Raw genomic sequence first — 15040 nt, forward strand, 5'->3', positions numbered from 1 at the left:
TGTGACCACCGCGCATCCCCTGCCGCCCGAGATCGACGGGCTGGGCGCCCGCAACCCGCGCCAGCTGCTGCTGGCGCTGCTCGGCGAGCAGCTCGACCTGGGGATCGACATCCCGCTGCGCGCGGGCGTCTACATCGACGTCCTCGGCGACGCCGGCATCGCCGGGCCCACCGCCCGTGCCGGGCTCGACCGCATGGTGCTGCGGGGGTTCCTCACCCGGGGGCGCGTGGGGCGCGAGGTCGAGTACGGCCTCACCGATCACGCCCGCGACGTGCTGCGCGAGGCCGCCGAGCGCGTGCACTCGCCGCATCCGTTCTCGCCCCAGGGGCTCGGGTGGACGCTCGTGACGTTCTCGGTGCCCGAGGGGCAGCGGACGCTGCGGCACCGGCTCCGTGCCGCGCTCACCTGGGAGGGATTCGCCCCGGTGCGCGACGGCCTGTGGGTCGCGCCCGGCGAGGTCGACCTCGCCGGCGCGCTCGAACCGCTGCGCGACGAGCTTCCCGCGCAGTGCGTCGTGGCGTTCCGTGCGCGGGACCTGCCTGAGTTCCCCCTCGCGCCGTCGGTGCGCGGGGCGTGGGACCTCGACGCCCTGCGGGACGACCATGACCGGTTCCTGGCCGCGTGGGACGACCCCGACGTGCTCGCCGCCTCGGTGCCGCCGCTGTCGGCGCTCACGATGCTCGTCTCGGACTGGCTGGCGCTGCTGCGAGCCGACCCGAGACTTCCCGCGGAGTTCATGGATGCCGACTGGCCCGCCCCGCGCTCCATCGACGCGTATCGCGCCCGCCGGAGCGAGCTGATCGATCCGGCCCGCGACGTCCTCACCCGGCTCGCCGGCCGCTGAGCGTCGCGCGCCGACCGCCCTCCGCTCGGCGGCCGGCCCCGCTCACCGTCCGAAACGGCTGCGGAGGTCGGCCTTGCGGATCTTGCCGGATGCGGTGCGCGGCAGGTCCTCGACGACCACGACGTTCTTGGGCAGCTTGTACCGGGCCAGCACGCCGTCGAGCTCGGCGCGCACCGACTCGGTCGTCACCTCGGCGCCCTCGCGCACGGTGACGACCGCCCACGGCACCTCTCCCCAGCGCTCGTCCGGCACGCCGATGACGGCGACGCCCGAGATGTCGCGGATGTCGTTGATGAGGTTCTCGACCTCGGCGGGATAGATGTTCTCGCCGCCGGAGATGATCATGTCCTTCAGGCGGTCGGAGATGAAGAGGTACCCGTCGTCGTCGAGGTAGCCGAGATCTCCCGAGCGGAACCATCCGTCGTCGGTGAAGGCGGCCGCGGTCGCGTCGGCCAGGCCGTGATAGCCCGGGAACACGTTGGGTCCGGCGACCTCGATCTCGCCGACGACGCCGGGAGCCACGACATGTCCCTCCGCATCGGTGACGCGGATGTCGGTGAAGAAATGCGGGAGCCCCACGCTGCCCTGCTTCTCGCGGGTCATCGTCGGGGCGAGGGAGGTGGCACCCGGCGACGTCTCGGTCATGCCGTACCCCTGCGAGAACGACAGGCCGCGCTCCTCGAAGGCGTTGAGGATTCGGGTGGGCACCGCCGACCCGCCGCAGGTGAGCTTCTGCAGGCTCGAGAGGTCGGTGCTCGCCCACGCGGGGTGATCGGCGAGCAGCTGGTACGTGGTGGGCACGCCGCTGAGCATGCTGACCCCGTGCCGCTCGATGAGATCGAGGGCACGTCCCGGCTCGAATCCCTTCTCGAGCACGAGGGTCGCGCCCTTGAGGAGGACAGGGAGGGCCCCCATGCCGAGGGATGCCACGTGGAACAGCGGCGAGATCATCAGGGCCACGTCGGTCGAGACGACGTCGTAGTCGACGATGCAGTTGAGCGACACCCAGGTGAGGTTGCCGTGGGTGAGGACGGCGCCCTTGGCCCGCCCGGTCGTGCCGGACGTGTAGACGATCGCGGCCGGGTCGTCGAGGGTCACCGCGGCCGTCTCGGCGTTGACCGCCGCGCCCTCGAGCAGCACATCGAGTCCGGGGTGGAACGAGATCCCGGGACCGGTGAGGATCACGTCGGCGATCTGCGCCGCTTCCACCCCCGACGTGACCCGCTCGGCGAACTCGGGGTCGTGGATGAGCACGCGGGTGCCGGCGTCGACCAGGATGTGCTCGATCTCGCGGGCCGCCAGGCGGGTGTTCACCGGCACGAACACCGCCCCCAGGCGTGCGCACCCGAAGAGGACCTCGAGGAACTCCGGGCTGTTCTCGCCGAGGTAGGCGACGCTGTCGCCCTGGCGCACGCCGCGCTCGCGCAGCACCGTGGCCACGCGGTCGGCGGCGTCCGCGAACGCGCGGTAGGTGAGCGTCTGGCCGTCGCCGAAGATCAGCGCCGTCTTGTCGGGGCTCTTCAGTCGTCGTTTGGTCAGCCAGGAGCCGAGTCCGTGATCGCGCATCGTCGCGCCTCCTCTTCGTCGAGGTCGTACGGGGGTGGGGTCAGGCGTAGAAGCGGTACAGGCCTCGGGCGACGACGGCGGGCTTGGCGGCCCCGTCGATCTCGATGGTCTGGTCGACGGCGAACTGGTAGCCGCCCGGCACCTCGGTGACCTCGGCGATGACGGCGCCGCCGCGGATGCGCGCGCTGACCTTCACCGGAGACACGAACCGCACCTTGTCCAGGCCGTAGTTGACCCGGGTCGTGACGCCCTCGAGGTCGAACAGCTCCGACCAGAACTTCACGGTCAGCGACAGCGACAGGAATCCGTGGGCGATGGGGGCGCCGAACGGCCCGTCCTTCGCCCGCTCGGGGTCGACGTGGATCCACTGGTGGTCGTCGGTGGCGTCGGCGAACAGGTTCACGCGATCCTGCGTCACCTCGATCCAGTCGGTCCAGCCGAGGTCGGTTCCGGCGAGGGTCGCGGCGTCCGCGTAGGCGGCGATCGTGGTCATGAGGGGTCCTTTCGGGGGTGGTCAGGCGAAGGCGGAGATGCCGGTCAGGGCGCGTCCGACGATGAGCGAGGTCATCTCGTGCGTGCCCTCGTAGGAGTAGACGGCCTCGGCATCGGCGAAGAACCGGGCCGCGTCGTGGTCGAGCAGGATGCCGTTGCCGCCCTGCACCTCGCGGGCCAGGGCGACGGTCTCGCGCGCGAGACGTGCGGTCTGCATCTTGGCGAGCGCGGAGCTCTCGTCCCGGTACACCCCGGCATCCTGCTCGGCGGAGAGCCGCGTCGCGATGCCGAACGACGAGGTCAGGTTGCCGAGCATGCGCGCCAGCTTCTCCTGCACGAGCTGGAATCCGCCTACGGGGCGCCCGAACTGCCGGCGCTCGCCGACGTAGCGCACCGCCGCCTCGAGTGCGCCGGACTGGATGCCGGTGGCGATCCAGGCGACATCCGAGCGGAGAGCGCGGAGGATCCGCGCCACGTCGCGCCACGATTCGACGCGCTGCAGCCGGGCGGATTCGGCCACGCGCACACCGGTCAGCCCGATGTCGAAGTTCTGCATCGGGCGCAGCGACACCTTGCCCGCGATCCGACGGAGCGACACGCCCCGGGCGTCGCGGGGGACGAGGAACGCCTTCACCTGGTCGTCGGCGGTGTCGCGGGCGAAGACCACGATCACGTCGGCCGTGTCGGCGCCGCCGATCCACCGCTTGTCGCCGTCGATGACCCACTCGTCGCCGACCCGGTGCGCCGTGGTGGCGAGGCCCCCGGCGATGTCGGACCCGTGGTGGGCCTCGGTGAGCGCGAACGCACCGCGCAGCGAGAAGTCGGTGATGCGGGGATCCAGCTCGGCCGCCTGCGCCGCCGACCCGCCCAACCGCACGGCGGTGCGGAAGAGCCCGGACTGCGCGTTGTAGGCGGTGGCGACCGAGGCGTCGGTGCGCGCGAGCACGAAGGTGCGGAAGCCGGAGAAAATCGACGATGCCGCCTCATCCGCGTCGACCTCGGGCGGAGTCATCAGCGAGAGGGGGATGAGTGCGTCGAGCACCCCCGTGGGCATGACCGCGTTCTCCCACGCCTGCGTCAGGAACGGCCGGACGCGCTCTTGTACGACCGCGTCGAGCGCGGTCAGCGTGGACCGCGCCGCCTCGCTCAGATGGGCGTCGGCGAATCCGAGCGGGTCGGCGCCGAACGCGCCGCCCGACGCGATCGCGGGTGCGGCGCCGCTCACGTGAGCCCCAGCAGGCGTGCCGCGTTGTCCTTGAGGATGCCCGGCATGACCTCGGGCTTGAGGTCGGTCTCCGCGACGTCGCGCAGCCAGCGGTCCGGCGTCAGCAGCGGGAAGTCCGAGCCGAACAGGATGCGCTTCTTCAGGAACGAGTTCGCCGCACGCACGAGCTGCGGCGGGAAGTACCTGGGGCTCCAGCCCGAGAGGTCGATCCAGGTGTTGTGCTTGTGGGTGGCGACCGAGATGGCCTCGTCCTGCCACGGCACGGAGGGGTGGGCCATGATGATCTGCAGGTCGGGGTGCTCCGCGGCGACACTGTCGAGCAGCATCGGGTTCGACAGCGCGAGCCGGAAGCCGCGCCCGCCGCGCATCCCCGCGCCGATGCCGGTCTGCCCGGTGTGGAACAGCGCGACGACGCCCGCCTCCTGCAGCACCTCGTAGAGAGGGAACCACGCCTCATCGCTCGGGTCGAAGCCCTGCACGGTGGGGTGGAACTTGAATCCCCGCACACCGTGGTCGCCGATGAGGCGCCGGGCCTGTTCGACGGCCGCCGCTCCGCGACGCGGGTCGACCGAGCCGAACGGGATGAGGACGTCGTTGTTGCGCGCCGCGCCCTCCGCGACCTCTTCGCTCGAGAGCGGCGCGTGCGCCAGCGCGGTCTGCGCGTCGACCGTGAACACCACGGCGGCCATCTTCCGCTCGCGGTAGTAGGCGGCGACCGCGTCGAGGTCGGGGCGCTCGACGTCGGCGCTGAAGTACGCGGACGCGGCCTCCGCCAGGTCGTCGGGCAGCGAACTGTGCCCGTGCGCGTCGACCTCGATGTGCACATGCACGTCGATCGCCTGGATCTGGTCGAGATCGATTGCCGGCTCGTACCGCGGGGACATCGCTCCTCCTCGGGCGGATGTGGTGCGGCGGACCCGCGTGAGGGCGGGCCCGCCGGGTCTCAGGGGCGGGGGCGCTGCAGCTCGTCCGGCAGGGCGGGGAACCGCTCGCCCACCGACTGCAGGCTCTCGCCGATCGTCGCGGGGAACTCGGCCTCGAGGGCCTCGGTGCTCCATCCGCCCTCGTGGTAGGCCGTGACGACGGGCTCGGGGTGCGACCAGAGCTGGATGCGGTCGCCGCCGACGCCGATGGCCTGACCCGAGACGCCGCTCGCGGCATCGGAGGCCAGGTAGGCGATGAGGCCCGATACGTCGTCCGACGTGCCGAAGCCGAGGCCGTGGCGGTAGAACTCCGGCATCGGTTCGCCGGCCGCATCCGCCTCGACGGCCGCTGCGAAGTACGGCACGGTCGCCGTCATCGCGGTCGCGGCGACGGGGATGACGGCGTTGGCCGTGATGCCCGCCTTCTTGAGCTCGAGCGCCCAGGTGCGCACCATCCCGACGATGCCGGCCTTCGCGGCGGCGTAGTTGGTCTGACCGAAGTTGCCGCGCTGACCGGTGGGCGAGCCGATGCAGATGATCCGGCCCGCGATCTCGTTGGCGCGCATGTACGTGGCGGCCTCGCGAACGCACGTGAACGTGCCGCGCAGGTGCACGCCGATCACGGTGTCGAAGTCGTCGTCGCTCATCTTCCACAGCACGGTGTCGCGCAGGACGCCGGCGTTCGTGACGAGGATGTCGAGGCGCCCGAAGCGCTCGACGGCGGTGCGGACCAGTTCTTGCGCGGTCGTGGTCGGGCCGACCGGGGCGACGACGGCGACGGCGGAGCCGCCCGCGTCCTCGATCGTGGCGACGGCGGCCGCCGCGGTGTCGGCATCCACGTCGTTGATGACCACGGATGCGCCCTGACGAGCGAGTTCCTGTGCGTAGGCGAGGCCCAGGCCGCGGCCTGATCCGGTGACGATGGCGACTTTGCCGTCGAGAGACATGGGGGACTCCTTCGTTGGTGATCCCCATTGAACCGCTAACTCGTTGAGAATGTCAATTATTGTTCTCGACACGATTTGCTACGCTCTCGGCATGGCGATCCCCGAGGGAACCGCGCCGGACGCGCTCGCGACGGCGGCGCTCGCCGACGACCTCAGCTTCCTGCTCGCCCGGGCCAACGCGCTCTCGCTCGCGGCCGGCAACTCCGCGCTCGCGCCCCTCGGGCTCCGGGTGCGCTCCTACTCGGTGCTGGCGCTCGCCGCCGACGACGGCGCCCGGCCGACGCAGCGCGAGCTCGCCGAGTTCCTGCGTCTGGACCCGAGTCAGGTCGTGGCGCTCGTCGACGACCTGCAGCGGCGCGGCCTCGTCGAGCGCCGCCCCGACCCCTCGGATCGCCGCGCCAACGTCGTGGTCGTCACCGATGAGGGCAGGGCGCTGCACCAGCAGGCCGTCGCCGCCGCCGCGGCGGCGGAGCACGACCTCCACGCCGGGCTCGACGCGCACGATCGCGCGCAGCTCGCCGCGCTCCTGCGGCGCATCGCCTTCCCGGACTGAGCCCGCTCGGTCGTCAGCCGCGGCGTCGCGGGGTGCGGGGTGCCCGAGGCGTGCGGGCGTCGAGCACGAACCGCTCGCGCCCGACGGCGACCCCGACGACGACCTGCGCGACGAGCACCGCGATCAGGAGCAGGAGCGACAGCATCCACCCGCCGTCGATCGCGTGCAGGGCGCCGAACGCGACCGGCCCGAGTGCGGCGATCAGGTATCCGACCGACTGCGACATGCCCGACAGCGCGGACGACGTCGCGGGATCCCGCGCCCGCTCGGCCATGAGCGTGAGCGACATGCTCAGCGAGGCGCCGGCCGACAGGCCCGCCAGGATCACCCACAGCGTCAGCGCGGCGGGCACCGTCATGATGCCGACCGCGGCGGCGATCGCGAGCAGCGGCAGCGCGGCCGGCACCCAGCGGCGCAGGCGCCCCTGCAGGGCGAAGGCCACGGCGAACGAACCGATCACGCCGAGGATCTGGAACAGCGCCACGTCGATGCCGGCGGCGACCGCGCCCTTGCCGTACGAGGCGGCGAGCGGGGCCAGCCACGTCACGAGCATGTAGAACGACGCCGACTGCGCGCCCATGTAAGCCGCGACCAGCCACGCGAGCGGGTCGGTCCAGATGCCGGAGCCGCGGCGAGCGGCGGAGGGGGCGTGGGCCGGGGTCTCGGGCGGGGTGGCGCTTCGGGGTGCGGCCGTGTTCCGGGGCGCGGCCGGGCGCGGGTCTACGCCGCGGCGCAGGATCACCCACAGCCAGAGCGCGATCGCGAAGGGGAGGAGGGCGGACGTGGAGGCCAGGGCGATGCGCCATCCGTCGCCGCCGCCACCCGCGGCCTCCGACACCGGCACGACGACGGCCGACGCGATCGCGCCGACACCGCCGAGGAGCGCCGTGTAGACGCTCATCATGAGCGGAACCCGTCGCCCGAAGTCCCGCTTGATGATCGCGGGCATGAGGACGTTCGCCACCGCGAGGGCCGCGCCGATCACGGCGGTGCCGACCCAGAGGTTCGCGTCGGAGCCGGGCGCCGACCGCCAGGCGGTGCCCGCGCCGAGCAGCACCAGGGCGCACAGCACGACGCGCGACATCCCGAACCGGCGCGACAGCCCATGCGTGAGCGGCGAGACGATCGCCCAGGTGAGCAGCGGGATGGCGGCCAGGGCGCCGAGGGCGGCCGTCGTGGTGCCGAGGTCGTCGGCGATCTGGGCGAGCAGCGGCCCCACGCCCGTGATCGTCGCGCGCATGTTGGCGGCGATGAGGGCGACCGCCACGACCGCGAGGGCCGCGGCCGCACCGCGGCTCGGCGGGCGCGGTTCGGCGTTCGAGGTCACGAGCACCGGACTCTACTCGCTTCGCGCGGGTGCTCGCTTCGCGTGGGTGCGGCGGATTCAGCCGAGCCGGGTCTCGAACGGCCAGCCGGTGTACGCCTCGGCCAGATAGGCGCGCCCGGCCTCGGACTCGACGACCGAGCGCAGCTCGCCGAGCTGCCGGCGGCGGTCGAAGTCGGACGCGTCGGGTGCGACGTGCAGCATGCTCGTCATCCACCACGAGAAGTGCTGGGCCTTCCAGATGCGACGCAGGGCGGTCTCGGGGAAGGCGTCGAGCGCACGCTCGTCGGCGTCGAGGAGCAGCGCCTCGAGCGCACGGTGCAACAGCACCACATCCGCCACGGCGAGGTTCATGCCCTTCGCCCCCGTCGGCGGCACGGTGTGCGCCGCGTCGCCGATGATCGCCACGCGGCCGCGGCGCAGCTCGTGCGCCACGAAGCTGCGGAACCGCAGCACGTCGCGCTGGAAGATGCGACCCTCCCGGAGCGTCGTGCCGGGCACGCGCGACTGCAGCTCCTCCCAGATCTCTGCGTCGTCGAGCGCCTGCGGGTCGGTCTGCGGGTCGCACTGGAAGTACATGCGCTGCACCGTGGCGCTCCGTTGGCTGATGAGAGCGAAGCCGTTGTCGGAGTTGCTGTAGATCAGCTCGTCGGCGCTCGGCGGGGCCTCGCACAGGATCCCGAACCAGGCGAACGGGTACTCGCGGAAGTAGCCGCCGGTCGAGGAGCCGGTGACCTCGGGGCGGATGACGCTGCGCGACCCGTCGGCGCCGACGACCATGTCGGCCTCGATCTCGAACGGGGTGCCGTCGGCGGTGCGGCCGATGACGCGCGGACGGTCGGTGCCGGTGTCGGCGAGCCCCTCGACGGATGCGCCGAAGCGCAGATCCTGGCCGGCGTCGAGGCGCGCCGCGACGAGGTCGCGCAGGACCTCGTGCTGCGGATAGAGCCAGACGCTCCGGCCGACGAGGGCGGGGAAGTCGATGCGGTGCCCCTCGCCCGCGAAGCGGAGCTCGATGCCGTCGTGGCGGTTGCCGTCGCGCAGCACCCGTGTCGATGCGCCGCTCTCGACCAGCAGATCCACCGTCCCCTGCTCCAGGATGCCGGCGCGGATCGTGTTCTCGATCTCTTCGCGGGTGCGGGAGTCCAGCACGATCGACTCGATGCCGGATGCGGCCAGCAGGTGCGACAGCAGCAGGCCCGCGGGCCCGGCTCCGACGATGGCGACGCGGGTGCGTTCGGTGGTCATGGCGTCTCCTTCGACGGCGATACCGCCAGTGTGCCGTCACCCTCCCGCATCCGCCGCCCTTTCCCGTTGAACGGGATTCATGGTGAGCTTCGGTTGAAGGGCGGGGGTCAGCGGCGATCGGCGCGCAGATCGGACTCGATCGCGGATGCGGCGGCGCGCAGTGCCGCGAGCGGTCCCATCGGGTCGGCCTCCCGCGGCAGCACGACCGAGAGCGCGGCGGCGACCCGGCCGCGATCGCGGACCGGCACCGCCACCCCCGTGGAGACCGACTCGACCGAGCCGGGGGCGACGACCCATCCCTGCGTGCGGATGTGGCCGAGCTCCCGGCGGAGCGCCGCCGCATCCGTGATGGTTCCGGACGCGAGCGGGGCGAGCGGGGCGGCGAGCACACGCTCGCGGAGCTCGTGCGGCGCGAACGCGAGGAGCACCAGGCCCGATGAGGAGGCGTGCAGCGGTAGGCGCCCGGCGATGCGGGTGATGTTGGCGCCGGCATCCGGGTGGGACAGGCGCTCGAGGAAGAGCGCCTCGTCCTGCTCGAGCACGGCGAGCTGCGTGTGCTCGCGCACATCCGACTGGACCGTGGCCATGTGGGGCAGCGCGGCCTGGCGCAGCCGCAGGGCGTTCGAGCCGCGCAGGGCCAGCTCCCACAGGCGCAGCCCGAGGCTGATGCGGCGGTCCTCGTCGCGCTCGAGCAGGCCGGAGGCGACGAGCTCGTCGACGATCCGATGGGCGCTGGATGAGGGCAGCCCCGCGCGCCGGCCGATCTCGCTCGTCGTCTGCACCGTGCGCTCCGCCGTGAACGTGTCGAGCACGCGCACGATGCGCTCGGTCATCGAGTCGCCGCTGGCCGAATTCGCCATGCCCCACACCCTCGCACATCCCCGCCCGCCCTCCCGCCGAGCGCATATCCGGTCGCCGAGCGCATATCTTCGAGGATGTGCGCTCGCGCACGGGATATGCGCTCGGCGGATGTGGCCGGCCGGGCGGGCGGGACGGAACGGGGAAAGGGGGCGGGGTGGCGGGTGAGGGAGTGCTGCGGCGGGCGATGCGGATCCTCCGCGCCTTCGACGAGGACGCCCCCGAGCTGTCCGCCGCCGCGATCGCCGCACGCACGGGCCTGGCGCTCTCGAGCGTGCACCGCCTCCTCCAGCAGATGATCGACGAGGGGATGCTGCACCGCACCGCGGGGCATGCGTACGCCGTCGGCGCGTCGCTGTGGGAGATCGGCGAGCTCTCGCCGCTCGCCCTGCGCCTGCGCGAGACCGCTCTCGCGCACATGGTGCGCCTGTACGAGGCGACGGGTGAGAACGTGCACCTCGCGGTGCTCAGCGAGAGCGGCCCGGGAGCGCCCGCGGTCGTCTTCGCGGGTCGGATCACCGGGCGCGCCTCGGTGCCGACGCTCGGCCGTGCGGGCGGGCGGCATCCGCTGCACACCACGGGCGTCGGCAAAGCGATCCTCGCCGCCCGGGACGACGCGTGGCTCGACGCCTACCTGCGGCATCCGCTCGTGCCCGAGACGCGTCGGTCGATCACCGATCCCGCCGTGCTGCGCGCCGACCTGGAGCGCGCCCGTGCCCGGGGCTACGCGTCGACCCGCGAGGAGATGACGCTCGGCAACCTGTCGGTCGCCGCGTCGCTCGGTCCCGTTCCCGGACTGCCGCCGGCCGCGCTGGGCATCGTCGCCCACCTCGACGACGCGCACGACGAGCGCCGCCTGGCTCCGCTCGTGGTGCAGGCGGCGAAGGATCTGACGCGCGCCCTGCGGCACAGTGATTCTCACTGAGTGAGAATGGACGCGGAGTCACGCGCAGGAGGATGCGACGCTGTCACGACCCGCCCGCGAACGTCGAAGGAGACGCTCATGACCGCCCATCCGTCCACGGCCGCGGCTCCTGAGTCGCTGCTGGCCTCACCGGACATGCCGTCCCAGAGCCAGATCACGTCGGAGATCGCCGAGGCGCACGCCGATGCCGCCCGTCGCGACGCCGCCGGCGAACGCGTCCCCGCGACGCTGTACGACTTCGCGCCGTACCGCTCGAGCGTGCTGCGCCACCCGACGAAGAACCCCCGTCTGGTCGACCCCGAGACGATCGAGCTCGTCTCTCCCGCCTTCGGTCAGCGCGACGTCGCCGCGATCGAGTCGGACCTCACGCTCCAGCACACCGGCGAGCCGCAGGGCGAGCGCATGACCGTCACCGGTCGCCTGCTCGACAGCTGGGGGCGCCCCCTCGCCAACCAGCTGGTGGAGATCTGGCAGGCCAACGCCGCCGGCCGCTACATCCACCAGCGCGACCAGCATCCCGCCCCGCTCGACCCGAACTTCACCGGTGCCGGCCGCACGGTCACCAACGATGCCGGCGAGTACTCGTTCACCACGATCAAGCCGGGCCCGTATCCGTGGAAGAACCACATCAACGCGTGGCGCCCCGCCCACATCCACTTCTCGGTGTTCGGGTCGGGGTTCACGCAGCGCATCATCACGCAGATGTACTTCCCCGGCGACCCACTGTTCGGCCTCGACCCGATCTACAACACGATCCGCGACCAGAAGGACCGCGATCGTCTGATCGCCGCCTACGACCACGACCTCACGGTGCCCGAGTTCTCGATGGGCTACCGGTGGGACATCATCGTCGACGGGCCGGATGCGACGTGGTTCGAGTCGGAGGGGGAGCACTGATGTCCGAGACGACCGACACCCGCCGCGCGCGCGGCGAGGCCCCGCTGGCGCCGACCGCGGGTCAGACCATCGGCCCGTTCTTCGCGTTCGGCCTGCAGTACCCCAAGATGCACGAGGTCGCCTTCCCGCACTCCACCGGCGCGATCGTCCTCTCGGGCACGGTGTACGACGGCGCGGGGGCGGCGATCCCCGACTGCTGCATCGAGATCTGGGGAGCGAACGCCGACGGCACACCCGCCCGTGCGCGGGGCTCGCTCCGCCGTGACGACCACACCTTCACCGGGTTCGGTCGCGCGTTCACGACGGATGACGGCGGCTACGACTTCTGGACGCGCAACCCCGGCGCGGAGCCCGGCAAGGCGCCGTTCTTCGCGGTCGTCGTCTACGCGCGCGGCCTGCCGAACAAGCTGCACACCCGCATCTACCTGCCCGACGACGAGGAGCTACTGGCCGCCGACCCGCTGCTGTCCTCGCTCGAGCCCGCCGAGCGCGCTACGCTCGTCGCGACCCGCACGCCCGAGGGTGATCTGCGCCACGACATCCATCTGCAGGGCGAGAAGGAGACCGTGTTCCTTGCCTTCTGACGTCCCGCCAGGCAGCGGCGCCCCCGTCGCGATCGATGGCGGGCTGCTCTCGCCGGTGACCGTCGGGCACGACGCCCTGGTGGCGGACGACGCCGTCCTGACCGCGCTCCTCGGGGCCGAGGCCGCGCTGACCCGCGCCTGGGCGCGCGTGGGCGTGGCGCCGGATGCGGCGGCCACGGCTGTCAGCGAGGCGCTGACCGGCGACCCGGGCTGGCTGGACGCTGCCCCGATCGCACGCGCCGCCGTCGCCGGCGGCAATCCCGTCATCCCGCTCGTGCGCGCCGCCAAGGAGCGGGTGCCGGGCGAGGTGCGCATCTGGGTGCACCGCGGCGCGACCAGCCAGGACATCCTCGACACGGCGCTCATGACGACCTCGCGCGCCGCCGGTGCGCAGATCGTGCGCTCGCTCGCTCGCGTGGAGGCCGCCCTCGCGGCGCTCGCGAGCGCGCACCGCGACGACGTCAGCGCCGCGCGCACGCTCACCCAACACGCGGTGCCGACGACCCTCGGCGCCCGCGCGGCGTCGTGGTTGCGCGGTGTCACCCGTGCCCGCGCGCGCCTCGCGGGCGTGCTCGACACTCTTCCCGCCCAACTCGGCGGAGCCGGCGGCACACTCGCCTCGTTCGTCGAGATCGGCGGGGCGGATGCGGCCGCGGCGCTGCCCGCGGCCTTCGCGGACGAGGTCGGTCTCGCGACGCCGGACGCACCGTGGCACGTCGAGCGCTGGCCGGTCACGGAACTGGGCGACGCCCTCGTGCAGGTCGTCGACGCGCTCGGCAGGCTCGCCGGCGACGTCGCCACCGGCAGTCGCACCGAGATCGGCGAGTTCGCCGAGGGCACCGGCGGCGGCTCCAGCGCCATGCCGCAGAAGCAGAACCCCGCCGCATCCGTGCTGGTGCGCTCCGCCGCCCTGCGGGCGCCGCAGCTCGCGGCGACCCTGCACCTCGCGGCGGCCCTCGCGGTCGACGAGCGCCCCGACGGCGCGTGGCACGCCGAGTGGCCCACCCTGCGCGACCTGCTGCGCCTCGCGCTCGGGGCGAGCGGCTCGGCGGCGTCGCTGGCGGAGGGGCTGCGCGCCTTTCCTGTGCGTGCGGCCGAGATCCTCCGTGCCGATCCGCTGATCATCGCCGAACGGCTCTCGATCGTGCTCGCGCCGGTGCTGGGCGCCGACGAGGTCGCCCGCATCGTGTCGGCCGCCGGCGCCGGGGGCGACCTGCGTCAGCTCGTCGTCGACGCCCTCGAGGCCGCCGTCGATCGGGCGCCGGGCGCGCCGCATCCGAGCGACGGCGTCGATGCACTGCTCGATCCCGCGAACTACACGGGCGCGGCGGCCGCGCTCGTCGACCGTGCCGTCCGTGCCGCCGGCCCGACGACCCCGGAGGAGACATGACCGCACCCGCCATCGCGCTGAGCGACATCCACGGCCCCGCCGGGGCGCCGCTGATCGTGCTGGGCCCGTCGCTGGGCACCTCGACGATCCTGTGGGAGACCACCGTGCCGCTGCTGCGGGAGCGGTACCGCGTCGCCGCCTGGGACCTGCCGGGCCACGGCGCCGCCCCCGCCCCCGACGCCGCGTTCACCGTCGCCGATCTCGCGGATGCCGTGGCCTCCCGCGTGCGCGAGGCGGGCGAGAGCAGCATCCTCTACGCCGGTGTGTCGCTGGGCGGCGCGACCGGGCTCGAACTCGCCCTCCGGCACCCCGACCTGGTGGATGCGGCCGCGATCCTCGCCTCCGGAGCCCTGCTCGGCGAGCCGACGGCGTGGGCCCAGCGCGCCGCGCAGGTGCGCGCCCAGTCGACGTCGACGCTCATCATCCCGTCGGCGGAGCGGTGGTTCGCCCCCGGCTCGATCGAGCGGGAGCCCGAGCTCAGCGGACGACTGCTGCACGTGCTCCGCGAGGCCGACGACGAGGGCTACGCGCTCTGCTGCGAGGCCCTCGCCGCCTACGACGTGCGCGATCGGCTGGGGGAGATCCGGCGTCCCGTGCTCGCCGCGTGGGGGGAGTTCGATCATGTCGCGCCGGAGGCGAAGTCGGTCGAGATCGCGGAGGGTGTCGCCGACGGCCGGGTCGCCAGGATCGCGGGGGCGGCGCACCTCCCGCCCGCCGAGCAGCCCGCGGCGACCGCGGCGCTGCTCCTCGACTTCTTCGACGGTTTGCGTTCGGGGGTGACGCGATGACCCGGCCGGACGGTGAGGGCCTCGCCGACGGCGAGCGCTACACGCAGGGCATGAGCGTGCGCCGCGAGGTGCTCGGCGACGCCCACGTCGACCGGGCGGTCGCGGGCACCGTGCCGCTGACCGCCGACTTCCAGGACCTCATCACCCGCTACGCCTGGGGAGACATCTGGTCGCGCCCCGGCCTGGCGCGTCGGGACCGCTCGATCGCGGTGCTGACCGCGCTCATCGCGCTCGGCCACCACGAGGAGCTCGCGATGCACCTGCGGGCGGCCGTCCGCAACGGGCTCACGCAGGACGAGATCGTCGAGGTGATCCTGCAGTCGGCGATCTACTGCGGCGTCCCGGCGGCCAACACGGCGTTCCGTATCGCGAAGGACGTCTTCGCCGAGGACTGACCCGGCGTGCTTCCGCCGACCGGGCAGCGGGCCTGCTCCGGGGGTGGTGCGCGCGCGGTGGTCGGCGTAGCATGTGCGTTA

Annotated in this window: 16 protein-coding genes; 8 read left to right on the forward strand and 8 right to left on the reverse strand. The window is 72.9% G+C overall.

The window, feature by feature from the left end; translation table 11 throughout:
* The first annotated feature begins 1 nt into the window (after position 1).
* On the forward strand, positions 2 to 844 hold the full coding sequence (locus AB0N73_RS13500; protein WP_363564305.1) for a PaaX family transcriptional regulator C-terminal domain-containing protein: 843 nt from the start codon (positions 2 to 4) through the stop codon (positions 842 to 844).
* Between the two features lie 42 nt (positions 845 to 886).
* On the opposite strand, the gene AB0N73_RS13505 is transcribed toward AB0N73_RS13500, so the two are convergent.
* From AB0N73_RS13505 to AB0N73_RS13525, 5 genes are read right to left on the reverse strand one after another with little or no spacing between them, the layout of a single operon-like run.
* On the reverse strand, positions 887 to 2410 hold the full coding sequence (locus AB0N73_RS13505) for a long-chain fatty acid--CoA ligase (RefSeq protein WP_363564307.1): 1524 nt from the start codon (positions 2408 to 2410) through the stop codon (positions 887 to 889).
* A gap of 40 nt (positions 2411 to 2450) precedes the next feature.
* A complete protein-coding gene (locus AB0N73_RS13510) occupies positions 2451 to 2903 on the reverse strand; it encodes a MaoC family dehydratase (RefSeq protein WP_363564309.1) in 453 nt (150 codons plus the stop codon).
* A gap of 21 nt (positions 2904 to 2924) precedes the next feature.
* The gene (locus AB0N73_RS13515) at positions 2925 to 4127 is read right to left on the reverse strand and encodes an acyl-CoA dehydrogenase family protein (RefSeq protein WP_363564311.1); all 1203 of its coding nucleotides are present in this window, start codon (positions 4125 to 4127) and stop codon (positions 2925 to 2927) included.
* On the reverse strand, positions 4124 to 5011 hold the full coding sequence (locus AB0N73_RS13520; protein ID WP_363564313.1) for an amidohydrolase family protein: 888 nt from the start codon (positions 5009 to 5011) through the stop codon (positions 4124 to 4126). The genes AB0N73_RS13515 and AB0N73_RS13520 overlap by 4 nt, the downstream gene beginning before the upstream one ends.
* A gap of 59 nt (positions 5012 to 5070) precedes the next feature.
* The gene (locus AB0N73_RS13525) at positions 5071 to 5997 is read right to left on the reverse strand and encodes an SDR family NAD(P)-dependent oxidoreductase (protein WP_363564315.1); all 927 of its coding nucleotides are present in this window, start codon (positions 5995 to 5997) and stop codon (positions 5071 to 5073) included.
* A 91-nt stretch (positions 5998 to 6088) separates the two neighbouring features.
* Between AB0N73_RS13525 and AB0N73_RS13530 the strand changes: the two genes are divergently transcribed.
* Complete coding sequence (locus AB0N73_RS13530) at positions 6089 to 6550, forward strand: MarR family winged helix-turn-helix transcriptional regulator (RefSeq protein WP_363564317.1); 462 nt, start codon at positions 6089 to 6091, stop codon at positions 6548 to 6550.
* Positions 6551 to 6563: 13 nt separating this feature from the next.
* On the opposite strand, the gene AB0N73_RS13535 is transcribed toward AB0N73_RS13530, so the two are convergent.
* The 3 genes from AB0N73_RS13535 to AB0N73_RS13545 form a co-directional block, all read right to left on the reverse strand.
* Positions 6564 to 7877, reverse strand: a complete 1314-nt coding sequence (locus AB0N73_RS13535; RefSeq protein WP_363564319.1) for an MFS transporter — start codon at positions 7875 to 7877, stop codon at positions 6564 to 6566.
* A gap of 57 nt (positions 7878 to 7934) precedes the next feature.
* The gene (locus tag AB0N73_RS13540) at positions 7935 to 9122 is read right to left on the reverse strand and encodes a 4-hydroxybenzoate 3-monooxygenase (protein WP_363564321.1); all 1188 of its coding nucleotides are present in this window, start codon (positions 9120 to 9122) and stop codon (positions 7935 to 7937) included.
* A gap of 107 nt (positions 9123 to 9229) precedes the next feature.
* The gene (locus tag AB0N73_RS13545) at positions 9230 to 9982 is read right to left on the reverse strand and encodes an IclR family transcriptional regulator (protein ID WP_363564323.1); all 753 of its coding nucleotides are present in this window, start codon (positions 9980 to 9982) and stop codon (positions 9230 to 9232) included.
* 155 nt (positions 9983 to 10137) lie between these two features.
* Here AB0N73_RS13545 and AB0N73_RS13550 point away from each other — a divergent pair, with 155 nt between their 5' ends.
* The 6 genes from AB0N73_RS13550 (at position 10138) to pcaC (ending at position 14959) form a co-directional block, all read left to right on the forward strand.
* Positions 10138 to 10905, forward strand: coding sequence for an IclR family transcriptional regulator (locus AB0N73_RS13550; protein WP_363564325.1), 768 nt, complete (start codon positions 10138 to 10140; stop codon positions 10903 to 10905).
* A 78-nt stretch (positions 10906 to 10983) separates the two neighbouring features.
* Positions 10984 to 11802 (forward strand): protocatechuate 3,4-dioxygenase subunit beta, encoded by an 819-nt coding sequence (gene pcaH, locus AB0N73_RS13555; RefSeq protein WP_363564327.1) that lies wholly within the window; start codon positions 10984 to 10986, stop codon positions 11800 to 11802.
* Positions 11802 to 12386, forward strand: coding sequence for a protocatechuate 3,4-dioxygenase subunit alpha (gene pcaG, locus AB0N73_RS13560; RefSeq protein ID WP_363564329.1), 585 nt, complete (start codon positions 11802 to 11804; stop codon positions 12384 to 12386). Before pcaH ends, pcaG begins: the two co-directional genes overlap by 1 nt.
* Positions 12376 to 13776: a lyase family protein gene (locus AB0N73_RS13565; protein WP_363564331.1), complete on the forward strand. Its 1401-nt coding sequence runs from the start codon at positions 12376 to 12378 to the stop codon at positions 13774 to 13776. Before pcaG ends, AB0N73_RS13565 begins: the two co-directional genes overlap by 11 nt.
* Positions 13773 to 14564, forward strand: a complete 792-nt coding sequence (locus AB0N73_RS13570; protein ID WP_363564333.1) for an alpha/beta fold hydrolase — start codon at positions 13773 to 13775, stop codon at positions 14562 to 14564. Before AB0N73_RS13565 ends, AB0N73_RS13570 begins: the two co-directional genes overlap by 4 nt.
* Positions 14561 to 14959: a 4-carboxymuconolactone decarboxylase gene (pcaC, locus tag AB0N73_RS13575; RefSeq protein WP_363564335.1), complete on the forward strand. Its 399-nt coding sequence runs from the start codon at positions 14561 to 14563 to the stop codon at positions 14957 to 14959. Before AB0N73_RS13570 ends, pcaC begins: the two co-directional genes overlap by 4 nt.
* Positions 14960 to 15040: the final 81 nt, after the last annotated feature.

Source organism: Microbacterium sp. NPDC089189 (genome assembly GCF_040685095.1).
Classification (GTDB): Bacteria; Actinomycetota; Actinomycetes; order Actinomycetales; family Microbacteriaceae; genus Microbacterium.

Coding starts and splice junctions, on each gene's coding strand:
- AB0N73_RS13525 (WP_363564315.1), bottom strand. CDS start 5,997: ATGTCTCTCGACGGCAAAGTCGCCATCGTCACCGGATCAGGCCGCGGC.
- AB0N73_RS13570 (WP_363564333.1), top strand. CDS start 13,773: ATGACCGCACCCGCCATCGCGCTGAGCGACATCCACGGCCCCGCCGGG.
- pcaH (WP_363564327.1), top strand. CDS start 10,984: ATGACCGCCCATCCGTCCACGGCCGCGGCTCCTGAGTCGCTGCTGGCC.
- AB0N73_RS13510 (WP_363564309.1), bottom strand. CDS start 2,903: ATGACCACGATCGCCGCCTACGCGGACGCCGCGACCCTCGCCGGAACC.
- AB0N73_RS13540 (WP_363564321.1), bottom strand. CDS start 9,122: ATGACCACCGAACGCACCCGCGTCGCCATCGTCGGAGCCGGGCCCGCG.
- pcaG (WP_363564329.1), top strand. CDS start 11,802: ATGTCCGAGACGACCGACACCCGCCGCGCGCGCGGCGAGGCCCCGCTG.
- pcaC (WP_363564335.1), top strand. CDS start 14,561: ATGACCCGGCCGGACGGTGAGGGCCTCGCCGACGGCGAGCGCTACACG.
- AB0N73_RS13530 (WP_363564317.1), top strand. CDS start 6,089: ATGGCGATCCCCGAGGGAACCGCGCCGGACGCGCTCGCGACGGCGGCG.
- AB0N73_RS13545 (WP_363564323.1), bottom strand. CDS start 9,982: ATGGCGAATTCGGCCAGCGGCGACTCGATGACCGAGCGCATCGTGCGC.
- AB0N73_RS13505 (WP_363564307.1), bottom strand. CDS start 2,410: ATGCGCGATCACGGACTCGGCTCCTGGCTGACCAAACGACGACTGAAG.
- AB0N73_RS13520 (WP_363564313.1), bottom strand. CDS start 5,011: ATGTCCCCGCGGTACGAGCCGGCAATCGATCTCGACCAGATCCAGGCG.